Below are 17,133 nucleotides of genomic sequence, written 5' to 3'. Positions count from 1 at the left end.
AGATTAGCCAAGCAGGTGTTCAGCGCGTAATTCAACCAGTGACGAGAGTTTAACGTTGGCAAGACACCAGCGCACATCATCATGGTTTTCTTCGGCGGGAACCACGATTGAACGCATCCGTGCAGCTTTGGTGGCAATCATTCCATTTACGGAATCTTCAAGTGTCACACAGGTAAGGGGATCGACACCTAATTTTGCTGCGGCATCCAGGTAAACCTGAGGGTGCGGTTTGCTGTAAGAAAGGTGTTCAGCTGAGGCGATGGCATCAAACTGGTCACGCAGATCAAACATTTCCAGAACGCGTTCAAGCATATGCAGAGGTGATGCAGAAGCTAAACCTACTTTCAGCCCCTGTGCTTTGCACAATGCAACGGCTTTACGCACACCTGGCAAGAGAGGGCGTTTTTCTTCAACTAAGGAGATGGCTCGGGTAATGACACGGTTGGTCACTTCTTCACGCGTTGGACCATTCCACGGTTGGTGTGAGAACCACAGGTCGACGACTAGATCGATACGCAAGCCGAGCGTATCGGGTAGTTCGCAACGGCGGGAAATATCTACGCCTATGCTTGCCATAACCTCCAGCTCTGCTTCATCCCATAACGGTTCTGAATCAATCAACAAACCGTCCATATCAAAAATTGCAGCTACAATTTGGCGAGTAACAGCCATTTATCGACTCCTGTCATTTATGTATTAAAGATAAGATCTCTAATCAATAGCTGGAATTACCCGAGGATGCCACTGCTTTGTGAAATTCGCCCGTAAAGCTCAGGCGAAATCACACCGGACAAGGTAGACTTTGTGCGTACAAGTTGCGTCTTAACCAAGGGGAACGAATGACGTATCAACAAGCTGGACGCATTGCCGTACTCAAACGTGTGGCTGGCTGGGTAATTTTTATCCCGGCGGTAATTTCTACACTGATTTCGATTTTGAAGTTTATGGATGCACACAGCGAAAAACAGGCAGGCATTAATGCCGTGATGCTGGATTTTGCTCATGTCATGATTGAGATGATGCGTTTCAATACGCCATTTTTAAATTTCTTCTGGTACAACTCGCCTCAACCGGAGTTCCACCAGCAGGCAAACATACTGTTCTGGGTCATCTACGCACTGATATTTGTTGGCCTCGCATTACAGGCATCTGGGGCACGTATGAGCCGCCAGGCGAAGTTTTTGCGTGAAGGTGTGCAAGATCAGTTGATTCTGGAACAAGCAAAAGGCACCGAAGGGTTAACGAAAGCGCAGATCGATGCAAAAATTGTCGTTCCACGACACACGATTTTCCTGCAAATTTTCCCGCTCTATGTTTTACCCATCATCATTATCGTCATCGGCTACTTCTTCTTTTCATTACTGGGTTTCATCTAATAAGACCGCTCTCCTGGAGATGGAGAGCGGTTAATGTTTTGCTTCAGTGGGCGATTAAGTAAAACAACCCGGTTAAAGCTGCACTCATCAGATTGGATAGAGTGCCTGCCAGAATGACTTTTGCACCCATTTGAGCGATAAAACTTTTCTGTGCGGGAACAATACCACCCAGTACGCCAATCAGTGCCGCGGGTGCGGACAGATTAGCGAATCCTGCCAGTGCCATAATCACGATGATTTGCGAGTACTCGGAGAGTTCCGACTTGAGTGATATAAAACTGGTGTAGGCAACAAACTCATTTAGCACCAGCTTTTGTCCCAGCAAACTCCCAACTTGCAGCATCTCGGCTCCAGGTACACCCAACAGCCATGCAATGGGAGCAAAGAGATAACTAAATATGAGTTGTAGCGTGATGTTAGCGACGCCAAAAAGATTGAATGCCCAGCCAAGCAGACCATTGACCATGGCAATCAATGCAATTAATGCCAGTAGCATTGCACCGACATTCACCGCTAACTTCAGGCCAGATATAGCTCCGTTAGTTGCTGCTTCAACGATGTTAATCGGCCTTTCTTCATGGTTTTCATTATCCTCAATGTGAATATCGGCAACCTTGTCAGGTTCGGTTTCCGGGTAGAGAATTTTTGCCATTAATAGCCCGCCGGGTGCGGACATGAAAGAGGCCGCAACCAGATAACGCATTTCAATCCCCATACTGGCGTAACCGACCAGAACCGACCCAGCGATGGAAGCAACGCCGCCACACATCAAAGCAAAAAGTTCTGAGCGTGTCATTTTTGGGGCGTAGGGGCGCATTAGCACGAATACATCGGTGTTACCGGCAAAAATATTAGCAGTAGCCGCCATGGATTCTGCGGGACTGGTTTTTAACAACTTATGAATGGCGGTACCGATAATACGGATCACCCATTGCATAATGCCGAGGTAATAGAGCACGGAGAAGAGTGCTGACATAAAGATAATGATCGGCAAAACGTGAAACGCGAACAGGAAGCCCATTTTAAAGCGGCCTAAATCACCAAAAAGAAAATTAATCCCCTCAGATGAATAAGTTAGCACTCCAGAAAGGCTGTTAGAGATGGAAAGTAAGATTCTCTCGCCAGCGGGAACATAAAGTATGAATGCCGCCACGGATGCCTGAATAGTAAAAGCACCGATGACTGTGCGTAACTTAATTGCTCTGCGATTTGACGAAAATAGCAGTGCGATGGCCAGCAGAACAAGAATACATAGGCAAAGAATAAATATGCGCATGTTTATTCCTTATCGGCATCAATAATTTTACGAAACAGATCTTTAAACAGATCGTCTCGTTCGATAAATTTCACCACCCGAATCTGGTGGCGACGGTTATCAAAACTCCAGTTCAGATTGTCATTAACCAGTGGCGCAGCCAGATACTGGCAGGTAAACCATTCAGGGTTCAGTACATAGCCTACGGTGGTGATATCCCAAATAACTTTGCGAGAAGCGAAGCCAATCCACGGACAGCGTGGTGCTATCTCGGCGATGTAGTTGCCAAAACGACTGGTATTCGAAAGATAAAATTGTAATTCTGGTACTGAGGTTGCCATACAGTTGGCTACGCCAAAGCAGGGGATTTGCGTAAGTGCGGCACCGCTATCAAACAGAATGCGGCTGGCGAAAACATCCTGCATCAGATTAAATTCTTGGTTATTTTTCCAGTCATAACTGTTGCCGCCAAGCCAAATAACATGGATTTTATGGATAATATCAGGGGCAGTAAGTAGCGCATTGGCAACATTAGTTGGCGCACCAATACAGAGAACCTGAAGCGTCTGTGTCGCGGTGCGTGCGCGAGTAATTAAATCTTCTACGGCTGGTGATATTTCTATTTCATCACTCTTGGTCAGGTACCGCGTAGAACCTTTAAATATTGCCGGGAGTGGCTGCCGGTGTGGAAGTTTTTCAAATACCCGGTGAATTTCGTCAAAACTCAATTCCATTCCTACGGCAGGATTATCAACATAGGTGTGAGAATTGCCCTCACCAAAAAAATGGTTGGTAAAAGGGGCGGCATAAATGGCTTGAAGGTCTATACGTTCCGGATGCAGGTAAGCCCAGGCGATGGCTATCTGATCGTCAATTTCATTATAAGTATCGCTATCCATCACGACAGGAATCACGCCGTCGGACGGAATGGACATCAGTGCTGCGCGTTGTACCGGCGTGAGTTCCGGCCATAGTGAGATTTTCATATGAATAGATTCCGTAAGTTAAAAGTCATAAGCGAGACGATAAATTAAAATATCTCCGTAACCATACGCCCCCAACTTGTTATAAAAATAGCGATACATAAATGTTGTTGAAATATGGTTGGTTAGTTTCCATGTGATATTTAAACCGCCATTTAAACCTTCACGACCAGAGTTATTGGCTGTGTAATCATCGTTGCGGTCTAGTTCTATTTCATTCCAGTTGGTAAGCAATAAATCCTGGTTGAATAGAGTGAAGGCATAACCTGCATTCCAGCCGATACTGAAGCCATTTAGACCGTTAACATCATGCGCGGGGCCAAAATTATTATGGGCGGTAATATATTGCCGTGCTATCCATGGTTTAAACCACCAGCCATCACCTTTTATATCGGTATAACCTAACCCAATAAATTGGTTGGTTTCTTTAAAGTCGGGACTTTGCGAATTATACACTTTAGCAAATAGACTTACGCCGCTGCTCCATAAATAAGTATGGATTTCACCATTGGCGGTCTGCCCCTGATTACCTTCTTTGTCTAAGATGTTTTCATAATCATAAAAACCATACATCTCTCCCCAATCGAAACCCATACCGCCTTCAATACCAATTAAAGCCTGCTCATATTCAAGATCTTTAACGCCTGAGTCCCAGGATTGATAGTCAAAATGGATATTCCCCCATCCATATTTTTGTTCGGACTGTACAAGAAATGAAGTTGCTAACAAAATCAAACTAATTATGATCCGTGTCATTTTAATTCCCTTAAAAATAATTAGCTCACTGAGTTTTTTATTTTCTCAATGACGAAGTGATGCTCAGGCATATTCGCAGCACCCTCTCGTTCAACGGCTAAAGAGGCAAATGCAGTGGCGTAGTTGAGTGCGGTTGAAAGGCTAAGGCCACAAGCAAGCTGAGCGGCTAGCGCGCCATTAAAGGCATCTCCTGCGCCAGCAGTATCAATGTTGACTGCAGGGTAGGCTGGAACTTGACGATGTTGTTTGCCATCGTAGAACCAGCAACCTTTGCTCCCAAGCGTGATAATGACAATTTGCGGCCCCATTTGGTGGATAGCTTCCGCAGCACGGAGGATCTCTTCATTTGTCCGAATAGAGGTGGCTGTGATGGATTCGGCTTCGGTCAAATTAGGTGTTGCAATGCTTACCCATGGCAGCATGTCGCGCACTTCCTCGCGCCACGGGGCCGGGTTAAAAATGGTCGTTATTCCACAAGAGTGGGCAAATTTTAGGGCTAGTGCGGTTGCATCTGGGTTATTTTCCATTTGAGTTAGGAAAACATTGGATTTCTTGATAGCACCGTAGCAACTGATGATTTCATCTGCGGTAAAGGTCTGATTTGCACCAGGGTTAATGATAATGGCGTTATCACCCGCCTCTTCGGACACCATGACAACAGCACTTCCGGTAGGAGTCTCGGGTTGGGTAAAAAGAGTTAATGCTTCGAAGCCTAAATTGTTAAGGAATTGTTGTGCTTTAGCGGCAAAATCATCGTTACCTACCTTTGCGACAAAATCTGTTCGTGCGCCCGCCATACAGGCTGCAATAGCCTGGTTACTTCCTTTCCCCCAGGTAAGCAACATGAATACAGGGCTCGGGTGGTTTCACCAGAGCAAGGAAAATTTTGCAAGCGGTATACCAGATCCGTATTGAATGAACCTAAAACAAATACTTTTCCCGTATTTTCAGGGGAAAGTACAGTCATATCAAATGAGTTAATTTTCATATTTGTATGTAGATAAGGTTGGTTATTTTTATAAAGAGCGGATTCTTTAGTGCTGAGTAGAACAGCACCACCATAACGCGGTCGAATCATTCCCGTTAATTCCAGCTCCTTAATATCCCGGCGTATTGTCCTTTCTGTAACGTTTAGTATTTTTACAAGCTCTTTAATTTTTACGGATTGATTCTTCTTTATTTCTGAAAGGATATATTTCTGGCGCTGTTGATTATAGGGTCCGAACATAATGAAGAACCTCAATAGCTATTGGTGTCTGGTGAATAACCCCCGCATAAAATACGTGCGAGATCGTAATGGCGTGTTTTTAATAACATTAAAAAGTTATTGATTCAGGCGGGTTGGTTTATATTGGTATCCTCTGCTTTTTATTGTTTGGTGTATATCCATAGTATATAAAAATCTAAATGATTGACTGTGGAGGAAATCACATAAAAAATGAACAATCGGACATTATGTCCGATTCATGATTAAATTAATGTATTGATTCATTTTTATAAATATCGGTTAATTATTGATTCAAATAATAGAATGCTTTTTGATAGGGAAATGTTTTGGAGAGCAGGCAATGCGGGGAGATGAGTCTACCCGCATTGGAGGATTGGATTTACGCCGCCAGAACTCTATCTAATGCTTTTTGTGCGGCCACTAAATGCTGGCCGCCAAAAAGAATCGCCCGGTTAAATAGGGTATAGAGTTGATAGACCGGTTGGCGTAGGAAGAAATCAGTGGGAAGAGGGGATATCGACTGGTAACCGTCATAGATTTGCGGTGGTTGATCAGGATGCAATGGCAACATTGCCAGGTCGCATTCACGATCTCCCCAGTAACACGCCGGGTCGTAAATAAATGGACCATCAGGCCCCATTGCGCAATTTCCTGACCACAAATCACCATGTAGCAATGATGGCTGCGGCTGGTGGGAGGCAAGTGTTTGGTGTACAAAATCGACGATAAGATCGATATCACCAAATTGGATCCCTTTTTCAGCTGCGAGTTCTAACTGCCAGCCAATGCGTTGCTCCGCAAAAAATGTTGACCAGCGTCGTTGCCAGGCATTGGGTTGAGGGGTAGTGGAAAGATCATTATCAAAATCGAGGCCAAATTGCGGTTGCTCGCTCCATAGATGCAACCGTGCCAGCTGTTGCCCCAGCAAAAAGGCGTTATGCGCATCCAGCGGTTTTGATGGCATGTATTCGAGCAGCAGGAAGCTGTAATCGCGATCGCTGCCAACCGCCCAGACTTTAGGTACGCGTACCGTATTGCTGCGCGAAAGTAACTCAAGCTGGTCGGCTTCAGCAGTGAAGATGGGTAACATTTCACGCGCATCGCTTTTGACAAAGATCTCATGACCGGCATAGTGAATTCGCCATGCGGCATGTATTTCTCCGCCGGGTAATTCCGTGCGTTGTTCAATTTCAGCAGTGCCGAGTTGTTCACTTAACAGACGACTAATAGCTTGCCACATGATGCTTCTCCCCAGGTTTTCTGGTAGATCATTAGCTTACCGCTGTTAACCAGGTCAAACTTCGAACTGACGCACATCCCCGGTCATGATATTTAAAACAAGGTTATTTACTTTCTTGTAGCCAGTTTTCCCATGTTGTTACTGACACTTCGGGTTCGATACCCAGTGCTAACTGGCCAAGGCCACGGGATAACTCTTCAACTTCTGTCTGGCTTGATGTGCTTATTAACCCAAAAGTATTGATACCTAACTCGTGAATTTTCCCTTCGTCATCTGACATAGTGAGCAAAAAACCGCCGCGTGTCAGTTGGTTATTGAGCTCGTTAAGATCCGTGAGATTATTTTCCTGGAACTTAAATGTGACAACATAGCGCACGATGTCTCCGCTACTCATTATTCACCTCATTGTTATCCCGAAGGTTTTAGCATAGTTGATCTATATGAAATGGCGACTTTTGGCGAAACGACAAGCCACCATTCAGGAGTTAGTCGCTAACTACGCAAGTAATTGTAGATTTTTTGCGTATTTTCCCGTGAGCACAAACGAGTGCCATGATTTAGGGTGGCAGCACTACCCGCGGCGACACCGAAACGAACCATATCTAATAAAGGTGCGCCTTCCGCCAGTTTCAATGTCATTGCTCCGACCATGCTATCGCCTGCGCCAACCGTACTTTGGCTTTTGACTGGCGGTGGAACAACTTGCACACAACCGCTGGCATCAACACCAAGAGCACCTTGTGGACCAAGAGAAACCACCACGCGTTTCGCTTTGCCACTGTCGACAATCTCTTGTGCAGCTTGGCGCACATCGTCAGGCTGAGTGAGATCACGGTTTACTAATGCACTGAGTTCTTTTTGGTTTGGTTTAACCAACTCAATATTGCCGATTTCAAGGGTTGCTTTTAAGGCTTCGCCAGAGCTATCCACGATGCAGCGGATTCCTGCTTTTTGAGCTGCTTTTACTAATGCGCAAAGTTTAGAAACGTTAATACCTGGTGGGAGACTGCCACTAATAACCAGAATGGCTTCGGGTTCAATGGACAATATTTTTTCTTCGAGCAAACGGAATTCATCATCGGTGAGTGCGGCTCCTGGCATCACAAAACGATACTGTTCGCCAGTTGATTCCGCATGAACATGTAAGTTTTGTCGAGTCCAGTCGCATGCATTAACAGTATCAATAGCGACATGTTCATCAAGCAGGAGGGCGCAAAGGTGTTCCCCGGTCGCGCCACCGGAAGGAAATATGGCTGTTGCCTGGCCTCCCAAATGCACAATCGCACGTGCAACGTTAATGCCGCCACCGCCAGGTTCAAACACTGGAGCGGTGCAACGGAGTTTTCCCTCCGGGTAAATTTGTGCGGTTAATGTTGCACTATCGAGTGAGGGAGCAAGTGTCAATGTATAAATCCGAGCCATATATCCTCCTTAATTTAGCGTTGGGATAAAGCGTAGCACTGTTTTAGCCCAAAGAATGTCAATTAACACAATGATTTATCAAATGATTTGTAAAAAGCAATAGAACACTATGTTTATGAAAATAAAGATGTTTTAAGAGCTCTCTTATTCAAAAAATGAAAGAAGAATTCATTGCTATGTTATTCGGGCTTTTTTATAATTTGTAACCTTTCTTGGCTCATAATTATTTGATCCACAGAAGAGATTCCGGAACCTTGATGGTTTCTTTTTATGTTGTACGGACGATTAAATGAATTTAGTTAAGACAGTACCGGCTGCAATTTTGCTGACCGGAAGTGCGCTATTGAGTCACTTTGCAATTGCAGATAATTCGGTTTTCACTGTCATGGATGACCCATCTACCGCTAAGAAACCGTTCGAAGGTAACCTGAATGCGGGTTATCTTGCGCAATCAGGTAACACCACAAGCTCTTCGTTGACTGCGGACACCAACATGACCTGGTACGACACCTCTACCGCGTGGTCACTTTGGGGTAATGCAAACAACACGTCTTCTAACGATGAGCGCTCTTCTGAGACTTATGCTGCTGGTGGTCGTAGCCGTTACAACATGACTGATAGCGATTATCTATTTGGTCAGGCAAGCTGGTTAACAGACCGCTACAACGGATATCAGTCGCGTGATGTGCTGACCGCAGGTTATGGTCGTCAGTTCCTCAGTGGCCCGGTACACAGTCTGCGTGTGGAATTTGGTCCTGGCGTGCGTTATGACGAGTACACAGATGGTGGGCATAAGACCCAACCGCTGGGTTATGCGTCAGGTATCTATAACTGGCAACTGACCGATAACGCCAAATTTATCCAGGGTGTTTCTGTGCTGGGTAGTCAGGATGCGACGGTAAACTCTGAAACTGCTCTTGAAGTTGCAATCAATGAGCACTTTGGTTTGCGGGTTGGCTACAACGTTACCTGGAACTCAAATCCACCTGATTCAGCTCCAGAGCATACAGATAGACGTACCGCAGTTACTCTTGGTTATAAGATGTAATTGGCAAAGCCGGGTAATACCCGGCTTTAATGTTTTATTTTATCACTATGTGCTAATATTATTTTGGTCCATGGTTTTGTTTTAAATAAAATCAAATATGCCTACTTTTCCTTCATAATCTCTCCACAATCTATCACTTCGACATATATTCAGTATCTTTGAAACTCTTTGACAAATAAATTGACTGGGAAAAAGTGTGATCTGGATCTACTCTTATTTGGTGTAAGGCAATATGCCTGCTGGTCCACTAAATAAGAGAATAATGAATATGAAAACAATTAAATATACCGCTGCAGCAGTCGTACTTTCTGTGATTTCATTTGGCGCATTTGCAGCTCAACCTGCAACTACCACCACTTTAACAAGCACTACAGCCACCACGCAGACAGCACCATCTAATACATGGCATGCCACTGATATTGAAGCTGGTTCAAATATCCAGCCGGGCGCTCAGTCAACTGGCCGTTCAATGGATGATGCTTTTGATGTCCATACCTTGGTTGCTGGCGAGTGGTATTAATAACTAACCAGTGATGTTTAGTATTCATTTATACGAACTTGCTAATTGATCGCTCTTTTTTCAAATTCGTATGAAATAAAAAACCGGAGCAAGATGCCCGGTTTTTTATTTTCCTAATCTTATAAACCGATAATGTAATTATTGGTCAGCGCAATGTTTAGAAAATCTTATTAGTTTCATTTGTATCTTTTTCGAGAATACAAACGTATTTTCACTGATAGTTGCGTGAAAAAATGGGGATAAAACAGTCAGTTATTATTACCGGTGTCAAGATGATTCTGGACTGCAAAACGCGACATACCCTCCTTAAAGTGATAGTATTCTCAACCGTCGTGAAGCTGTGAACTTCGCACTCACGCATAAATTGTGGAGTCGGCCTTGCAATTGTGGGCGAGATGACGACACAACCGGTTGAAACCAAAGTAAAATACATGTTGCATGTGATCTTGCGTATGGGTCACCACTGCGAATAAGGACTTATAATGCCTGTTATTACTCTTCCTGATGGCAGCCAACGCCATTACGACCATGCTGTTAGCCCGCTGGATGTAGCCCTGGACATCGGTCCTGGCCTTGCCAAAGCGTGTATCGCTGGCCGTGTTGATGGCGAACTGGTTGATGCATCTGATGTTATTGAGCACGATGCTAAACTCGCGATTATCACCGTTAAAGATGAAGCTGGCCTGGAGATTCTCCGCCACTCATGCGCCCACTTACTGGGTCATGCCATCAAACAACTGTGGCCGCACACCAAAATGGCGATTGGCCCGGTTATTGATAACGGTTTTTACTACGACGTTGACATTGACCACACGCTGACGCAGGAAGATCTTGAGCTGCTCGAGAAGCGTATGCACGAGCTGGCTGAGAAAGATTACGATGTCATCAAGAAGAAAGTGAGCTGGCACGAAGCCCGCGAAACTTTCGTCAACCGTGGCGAAAGCTACAAGGTTGCGATTCTTGATGAAAACATCAGCCATGATGATAAGCCAGGTCTGTATCATCATGAAGAATACGTTGATATGTGCCGTGGTCCGCACGTACCGAATATGCGTTTCTGCCATCATTTCAAACTGCAGAAAACATCTGGTGCATACTGGCGTGGCGACAGCAGCAACAAAATGCTGCAACGTATTTATGGCACCGCGTGGGCAGATAAAAAGCAACTGAATGCATATCTGCAACGCCTGGAAGAAGCCTCTAAACGTGACCACCGTAAAATTGGTAAGCAACTCGACCTGTATCATATGCAGGAAGAGGCGCCAGGTATGGTGTTCTGGCATAATGACGGCTGGACTATCTTCCGTGAGTTGGAGGTGTTTGTACGCTCCAAACTCAAAGAGTATCAGTATCAGGAAGTGAAAGGCCCGTTCATGATGGACCGTGTGCTGTGGGAAAAAACCGGCCACTGGGACAACTATAAAGATGCGATGTTTACTACTTCTTCCGAGAACCGTGAATACTGCATCAAGCCAATGAACTGCCCAGGTCACGTGCAGATCTTTAACCAGGGTCTGAAGTCTTACCGCGACCTGCCATTACGTATGGCTGAGTTTGGTAGCTGTCACCGTAACGAGCCGTCAGGCGCGTTGCATGGCCTGATGCGCGTTCGTGGTTTTACTCAGGACGATGCTCACGTATTCTGTACCGAAGAGCAGGTTCGCGATGAAGTGAACAGCTGTATCCGCATGGTCTATGACATGTACAGCACCTTCGGTTTTGAAAAAATCGTTGTGAAGCTGTCTACCCGCCCGGAAAAACGCATCGGTACCGACGAAATGTGGGATCGTGCAGAGGCGGATTTGGCCGTAGCGCTGCAAGAAAATAATATACCGTTTGATTATCAACCGGGTGAGGGTGCATTCTATGGCCCTAAAATTGAATTTACCCTGTATGACTGCCTGGATCGTGCATGGCAGTGCGGCACTGTACAGCTGGACTTCTCTTTACCATCACGCCTGAACGCGTCTTATATCGGCGAAAGTAACGAACGTCTGGTTCCGGTAATGATTCACCGTGCAATTCTCGGGTCAATGGAACGTTTCATTGGTATCCTTACCGAAGAATTTGCGGGCTTCTTCCCAACCTGGCTTGCGCCGGTACAAGCAGTGGTCATGAATATCACTGATGGACAGTCTGATTACGTCGAAGAATTGACCCGTAAACTGCAAAATGCAGGCATTCGTGTAAAAGCAGACTTGAGAAATGAGAAGATTGGCTTTAAAATCCGTGAACACACGTTGCGTCGTGTCCCTTACATGTTAGTTTGTGGCGATAAAGAGGTCGAAGCAGGCAAAGTTGCCGTTCGTACCCGTCGTGGCAAAGATTTGGGGAGCATGGACGTAAACGAATTGATTGAAAAACTGCAGAATGAAATTCGCAGTCGCAATCTTAATCAACTAGAGGAATAGAGTTATTAAAGGCGGAAAAAGAGTTCAACCGGCGCGTCCTAATCGCATAAACAGAGAAATTCGTGCCACAGAAGTTCGTCTGACAGGCTTAGACGGCGAACCTATTGGTATTGTCAGTCTGAATGAAGCTTTAGAAAAAGCCGAGGAGGCTGGGGTTGATTTAGTTGAAATCAGTCCTAATGCTGAACCGCCTGTTTGTCGCATTATGGATTACGGCAAATTCCTCTACGAAAAAAGCAAATCTTCTAAGGAACAGAAGAAAAAGCAAAAAGTTATTCAGGTCAAGGAAATCAAATTCCGACCTGGTACCGATGATGGCGACTATCAGGTAAAACTCCGCAGCCTGGTTCGCTTTCTGGAAGAGGGTGATAAAGCTAAAATCACACTGCGTTTCCGCGGTCGTGAAATGGCTCACCAACAGATTGGTATGGAAGTGCTTAACCGCGTCCGTGACGATCTGAGTGAACTGGCAGTCGTCGAATCCTTCCCATCGAAGATCGAAGGCCGCCAGATGATCATGGTGCTCGCTCCGAAGAAGAAACAGTAAGGCCATCAAGTAACAGTTCTCGCGAGGTTTCGGCCTCGTGAGTTTTGTTCGCCTTCTGGTTCGTTTTATTAACAATGCGAAGTGGAAAGTTATTAAATGCCAAAGATTAAAACTGTACGCGGCGCCGCTAAGCGCTTCAAAAAGACCGCCGGTGGTGGTTTTAAGCGTAAGCACGCTAACCTGCGTCATATTCTGACTAAAAAGTCTACTAAGCGTAAACGTCACCTGCGTCCGAAAGGTATGGTCTCCAAAGGGGATCTGGGCCTGGTCATCGCTTGCCTGCCGTACGCATAAGTAGCACTTTTTAATTAATTCAGAATATAGAACAGGAGAGCTAATATGGCTCGCGTAAAACGTGGTGTTATCGCACGTGCTCGTCACAAAAAAATCCTTAAACAAGCCAAAGGCTACTACGGTGCGCGTTCACGCGTATACCGCGTTGCTTTCCAGGCTGTTATCAAAGCTGGCCAATACGCTTACCGTGACCGTCGTCAACGTAAACGTCAATTCCGTCAGCTGTGGATTGCACGTATCAATGCTGCAGCTCGTCAGAACGGGATCTCTTACAGCAAATTCATCAATGGCTTGAAAAAAGCTTCTGTTGAAATCGACCGTAAGATCCTGGCTGACATCGCCGTATTCGACAAAGTGGCATTTACTGCACTAGTTGAAAAAGCGAAAGCAGCTCTGGCGTAAGCCAGTTATTAGAGGGAGCTTGCTCCCTCTTTTAATTTCTAACGGTAATGTTTAACACTGCTCAATAAGGTAACTGCAAGCATGAATGCTGCTATTTTCCGTTTCTTTTTTTACTTTAGCACCTGAACTAGGGGGCTTTGCGCGTAAGAAAAGAAACGAAAAATAGCGCCGAAAGCCTCCATTAGGAGGCTTTTTTTGCATCCTTTTTTATCTTTGTATACGGATCAACTACCCCGGTAATTATGCCGGCATAAGAGGAATACCATGCCACATCTCGCAGAGCTGGTTGCCAACGCAACGGCCGCCATAAACGAGGCCCAGGATGTTGCCGCGTTAGACAACGTACGCGTCGAGTATTTAGGGAAAAAAGGTCATCTGACCCTCCAGATGACCACCCTGCGTGAATTGCCAGCAGAAGAGCGCCCAGCTGCGGGTGCAGTAATTAACGAAGCCAAAGAGAAAGTGCAGGAAGCATTGAATTCTCGCAAAAATGCACTTGAAAGTGCTGCACTGAATGCTCGCCTGGCCGAAGAAACTATCGATATCTCACTGCCTGGCCGCCGTGTTGAAAATGGTGGTTTGCATCCAGTTACTCGCACGATCGACCGTATTGAAAGCTTCTTTGGTGAGTTAGGCTTCACCGTAGCTACTGGCCCGGAAATCGAAGATGACTACCACAACTTTGATGCACTGAATATCCCAGGCCATCACCCAGCTCGTGCTGACCACGATACATTCTGGTTCGATGCAACTCGTTTACTGCGCACCCAGACTTCTGGCGTTCAGATTCGCACGATGAAAGACAAGCAGCCGCCGATTCGTATTATCGCGCCGGGCCGCGTGTATCGTAACGACTACGATCAGACACACACGCCAATGTTCCATCAGATGGAAGGCTTGATTGTTGATACCAATATCAACTTCGCCAACCTGAAAGGCACGATTCACGATTTCCTGAACAACTTCTTCGAAGCTGATTTGCAGATTCGTTTCCGCCCGTCCTACTTCCCGTTCACCGAACCATCCGCAGAAGTTGATGTAATGGGTAAAAATGGTAAATGGCTGGAAGTATTAGGCTGCGGCATGGTGCATCCGAACGTTCTGCGTAACGTTGGTATCGACCCAGAAGTTTATTCAGGCTTTGCTTTCGGTATGGGCATGGAACGTTTAACCATGCTGCGCTACGGCGTAACCGATTTGCGTGCATTTTTCGAAAATGATTTACGTTTCCTCAAACAGTTTAAATAAGGGCGGGATATCCAATGAAATTCAGTGAACTCTGGTTACGCGAATGGGTAAACCCAGCCAACAGTAGTGAAGAGCTTTCCGGTCAAATTACTATGGCTGGTCTTGAAGTTGATGGTGTTGATGCCGTTGCGGGCGAATTCAACGGTGTGGTTGTGGGTGAAGTGGTTGAGTGCGGCCAACATCCAAACGCTGACAAATTGCGTGTAACAAAAGTTAATGTCGGTGGCGACCGTCTGTTAGACATCGTTTGTGGTGCACCAAATTGCCGTCAGGGCCTGAAGGTTGCTGTGGCAACCGTTGGTGCTGTGTTGCCAGGCGATTTCAAAATTAAAGCTGCAAAACTGCGTGGCGAGCCATCAGAAGGCATGCTCTGCTCATTCTCCGAGCTGGGTATTTCCGATGACCATAACGGTATTATTGAGCTGCCGCTGGATGCGCCGATTGGTACTGACATCCGCGAATACCTGAAGCTTGACGACAACACTATCGAAATCAGCGTAACGCCAAACCGTGCCGATTGCCTCGGTATCATCGGTGTTGCCCGTGATGTTGCGGTTGTGAACCAACTGCCATTAAACGTGCCAGAAATAGTTACTGTCGCGGCGTCTATTACCGACACGCTGCCAATTCGTGTCGATGCGCCTGAAGCATGTCCACGTTACCTGGGTCGTGTGGTTAAAGGTATCAACGTCAAAGCGCCTACGCCGCTGTGGATGAAAGAAAAACTGCGTCGTTGCGGTATTCGTTCTATCGATGCGGTAGTTGACGTAACTAACTACGTGCTGCTGGAACTCGGCCAACCGATGCATGCGTTCGATAAAGACCGCATTGAAGGTGGCATCGTTGTACGTATGGCAGAAGAGGGCGAAACCCTGACACTGCTTGATGGTAACGAAGCGAAGTTGAATGCCGATACTCTGGTCATTGCTGACCACAACAAAGCGCTGGCAATGGGCGGCATCTTTGGTGGTGAACATTCTGGTGTGAATGATGAAACCCAGAACGTACTGCTTGAGTGCGCATTCTTCAGCCCACTGTCTATTACCGGCCGCGCGCGCCGCCATGGCTTGCATACCGATGCTTCTCATCGTTATGAGCGTGGTGTGGATTCAGCGTTGCAGTACAAAGCAATGGAACGTGCTACTCGTCTGTTGATCGATATCTGTGGCGGTGAAGCAGGCCCGGTAATTGATGTGACTAATGAAGCACATCTGCCAAAAGCTGCCACAATTACTCTGCGTCGCAGCAAGCTGGACCGTCTGATTGGCCATCATATTGCAGATGTACAGGTTGGCGACATTCTGCGTCGTCTGGGCTGCGAAGTGACTGAAGGTGATAACCAGTGGACGGCAGTGGCTCCAAGCTGGCGCTTTGATATGCAGATTGAAGAAGATCTGGTTGAAGAAGTGGCGCGCGTTTATGGTTACAACAGCATTCCTAACGAGCCTGTTCAAGCGGGTCTGATCATGGGTACTCACCGTGAAGCTGACCTTTCGCTCAAGCGTGTGAAAACAATGCTGGTCGATAAAGGCTACCAGGAAGTGATCACCTACAGCTTTGTTGATCCTAAAGTTCAACAACTGTTGCACCCGGGTGAAGAAAATCTGATTTTGCCAAGCCCAATTTCCAGCGAAATGTCAGCAATGCGTTTGTCCCTGCTGACCGGTCTGCTCAATACAGTGGTTTATAACCAAAACCGCCAGCAGGCGCGTGTGCGCATCTTTGAGTCAGGTTTACGCTTTGTTCCTGATACGCAGGCAGACCTGGGTATTCGTCAGGATCTTATGCTGGCTGGTGCGATCTGTGGTAACCGCTACGAAGAGCATTGGGATCTGGCGCGTAACACCGTCGACTTCTATGATTTGAAGGGCGATCTGGAAGCAGTTCTGGATCTGACTGGTAAACTTTCAGACATCGAATTTAAAGCAGCAAGCAACCCAGCCTTGCATCCTGGCCAAAGTGCTGCCATTTATTTAGGTGGGGAATACGTTGGTTTCATTGGTGTTGTGCACCCGGAACTTGAACGTAAGCTTTCACTCAATGGTCGTACACTGGTGTTCGAAGTACTGTGGAACAAGCTTGCAGACCGCGCTGTGCCTGAGTCTAAAGAGATTTCTCGTTTCCCTGCGAACCGTCGTGACATTGCAGTTGTGGTTGCAGAAAACGTTCCCGCAGCAGATATTTTGGCAGAGTGTAAGAAAGTTGGCGCAAATCAGGTAGTTGGCGTAAACTTGTTTGATGTGTACCGTGGTAAAGGTGTAGCCGAAGGTTATAAGAGCCTTGCCATAAGCCTTATCCTGCAGGATACGGGCCGTACACTCGAAGAAGAGGAGATGGCCGCTACCGTTGCAAAATGTGTAGAGGCATTAAAAGAGCGATTCCAGGCATCATTGAGGGATTGAA

Annotated in this window: 19 protein-coding genes and 1 other annotated feature; of the genes, 10 read left to right on the top strand and 9 right to left on the bottom strand. The window is 46.2% G+C overall.

Translation table 11 applies throughout. From position 1 onward, the window contains the following. Window positions 1-3: 3 nt before the first annotated feature. Window positions 4-672 (bottom strand): hexitol phosphatase HxpB, encoded by a 669-nt coding sequence (hxpB, locus tag AC0IXI_RS14315; RefSeq protein ID WP_422568790.1) that lies wholly within the window; start codon window positions 670-672, stop codon window positions 4-6. 167 nt (window positions 673-839) lie between these two features. Here hxpB and AC0IXI_RS14310 point away from each other — a divergent pair, with 167 nt between their 5' ends. Then, complete coding sequence (locus AC0IXI_RS14310; RefSeq protein ID WP_413498470.1) at window positions 840-1,376, top strand: YniB family protein; 537 nt, start codon at window positions 840-842, stop codon at window positions 1,374-1,376. 43 nt (window positions 1,377-1,419) lie between these two features. Here AC0IXI_RS14310 and AC0IXI_RS14305 read toward each other — a convergent pair whose 3' ends face one another. The 8 genes from AC0IXI_RS14305 to pfkB form a co-directional block, all read right to left on the bottom strand. After that, window positions 1,420-2,652 (bottom strand): NupC/NupG family nucleoside CNT transporter, encoded by a 1,233-nt coding sequence (locus tag AC0IXI_RS14305; protein ID WP_064518237.1) that lies wholly within the window; start codon window positions 2,650-2,652, stop codon window positions 1,420-1,422. Window positions 2,653-2,654: 2 nt separating this feature from the next. Beyond that, on the bottom strand, window positions 2,655-3,617 hold the full coding sequence (locus AC0IXI_RS14300) for a nucleoside hydrolase (protein WP_471682646.1): 963 nt from the start codon (window positions 3,615-3,617) through the stop codon (window positions 2,655-2,657). Window positions 3,618-3,635: 18 nt separating this feature from the next. Further along, entirely contained in the window at window positions 3,636-4,370 is a 735-nt protein-coding gene (locus tag AC0IXI_RS14295) for an outer membrane protein OmpK (RefSeq protein WP_471682645.1), read from the bottom strand. 20 nt (window positions 4,371-4,390) lie between these two features. Beyond that, window positions 4,391-5,215, bottom strand: a complete 825-nt coding sequence (locus tag AC0IXI_RS14290; protein ID WP_471682644.1) for a ribokinase — start codon at window positions 5,213-5,215, stop codon at window positions 4,391-4,393. Further along, window positions 5,131-5,598: a DeoR family transcriptional regulator gene (locus tag AC0IXI_RS14285; RefSeq protein WP_471682643.1), complete on the bottom strand. Its 468-nt coding sequence runs from the start codon at window positions 5,596-5,598 to the stop codon at window positions 5,131-5,133. The genes AC0IXI_RS14290 and AC0IXI_RS14285 overlap by 85 nt, the downstream gene beginning before the upstream one ends. A gap of 379 nt (window positions 5,599-5,977) precedes the next feature. Next, window positions 5,978-6,838 carry a fructosamine kinase family protein gene (locus tag AC0IXI_RS14280; protein ID WP_471682642.1) on the bottom strand — a complete coding sequence of 287 codons (861 nt, stop codon included), beginning with the start codon at window positions 6,836-6,838 and terminating at the stop codon, window positions 5,978-5,980. 103 nt (window positions 6,839-6,941) lie between these two features. Beyond that, the gene (gene ghoS, locus AC0IXI_RS14275; protein WP_134183131.1) at window positions 6,942-7,232 is read right to left on the bottom strand and encodes a type V toxin-antitoxin system endoribonuclease antitoxin GhoS; all 291 of its coding nucleotides are present in this window, start codon (window positions 7,230-7,232) and stop codon (window positions 6,942-6,944) included. A 98-nt stretch (window positions 7,233-7,330) separates the two neighbouring features. Continuing rightward, window positions 7,331-8,260 carry a 6-phosphofructokinase II gene (gene pfkB, locus AC0IXI_RS14270; protein WP_471682641.1) on the bottom strand — a complete coding sequence of 310 codons (930 nt, stop codon included), beginning with the start codon at window positions 8,258-8,260 and terminating at the stop codon, window positions 7,331-7,333. A 289-nt stretch (window positions 8,261-8,549) separates the two neighbouring features. On the opposite strand from pfkB, the gene AC0IXI_RS14265 reads away from it, so the two are divergent. From AC0IXI_RS14265 to pheT, 9 genes are all read left to right on the top strand, one after another. After that, the gene (locus AC0IXI_RS14265) at window positions 8,550-9,308 is read left to right on the top strand and encodes a DUF481 domain-containing protein (RefSeq protein WP_471682640.1); all 759 of its coding nucleotides are present in this window, start codon (window positions 8,550-8,552) and stop codon (window positions 9,306-9,308) included. A 268-nt stretch (window positions 9,309-9,576) separates the two neighbouring features. Continuing rightward, entirely contained in the window at window positions 9,577-9,828 is a 252-nt protein-coding gene (locus AC0IXI_RS14260) for a YdgH/BhsA/McbA family protein (protein ID WP_064518279.1), read from the top strand. A gap of 482 nt (window positions 9,829-10,310) precedes the next feature. Then, window positions 10,311-12,239, top strand: coding sequence for a threonine--tRNA ligase (gene thrS / locus AC0IXI_RS14255; RefSeq protein WP_064518256.1), 1,929 nt, complete (start codon window positions 10,311-10,313; stop codon window positions 12,237-12,239). Window positions 12,240-12,243: 4 nt separating this feature from the next. Further along, window positions 12,244-12,786: a translation initiation factor IF-3 gene (gene infC, locus AC0IXI_RS14250; protein WP_074392078.1), complete on the top strand. Its 543-nt coding sequence runs from the start codon at window positions 12,244-12,246 to the stop codon at window positions 12,784-12,786. A 96-nt stretch (window positions 12,787-12,882) separates the two neighbouring features. Continuing rightward, window positions 12,883-13,080 (top strand): 50S ribosomal protein L35, encoded by a 198-nt coding sequence (rpmI, locus tag AC0IXI_RS14245; RefSeq protein ID WP_005968897.1) that lies wholly within the window; start codon window positions 12,883-12,885, stop codon window positions 13,078-13,080. 45 nt (window positions 13,081-13,125) lie between these two features. Further along, entirely contained in the window at window positions 13,126-13,482 is a 357-nt protein-coding gene (gene rplT / locus AC0IXI_RS14240) for a 50S ribosomal protein L20 (RefSeq protein WP_000124850.1), read from the top strand. 76 nt (window positions 13,483-13,558) lie between these two features. Next, window positions 13,559-13,681, top strand: a sequence feature (Phe leader region). Beyond that, entirely contained in the window at window positions 13,564-13,608 is a 45-nt protein-coding gene (pheM, locus tag AC0IXI_RS14235) for a pheST operon leader peptide PheM (RefSeq protein ID WP_001386830.1), read from the top strand. Its footprint overlaps the feature before it by 45 nt. A 65-nt stretch (window positions 13,682-13,746) precedes the next feature. Next, on the top strand, window positions 13,747-14,730 hold the full coding sequence (gene pheS, locus AC0IXI_RS14230; protein WP_134183129.1) for a phenylalanine--tRNA ligase subunit alpha: 984 nt from the start codon (window positions 13,747-13,749) through the stop codon (window positions 14,728-14,730). A 14-nt stretch (window positions 14,731-14,744) separates the two neighbouring features. After that, on the top strand, window positions 14,745-17,132 hold the full coding sequence (gene pheT / locus AC0IXI_RS14225; RefSeq protein WP_134183127.1) for a phenylalanine--tRNA ligase subunit beta: 2,388 nt from the start codon (window positions 14,745-14,747) through the stop codon (window positions 17,130-17,132). Window position 17,133 lies beyond the last annotated feature (1 nt).

This window comes from Buttiauxella sp. AC038 (genome assembly GCF_979253565.1).
Note: the sequence above shows the minus strand (reverse complement) of the source record. Positions and strands in the feature narration are given on the sequence as shown.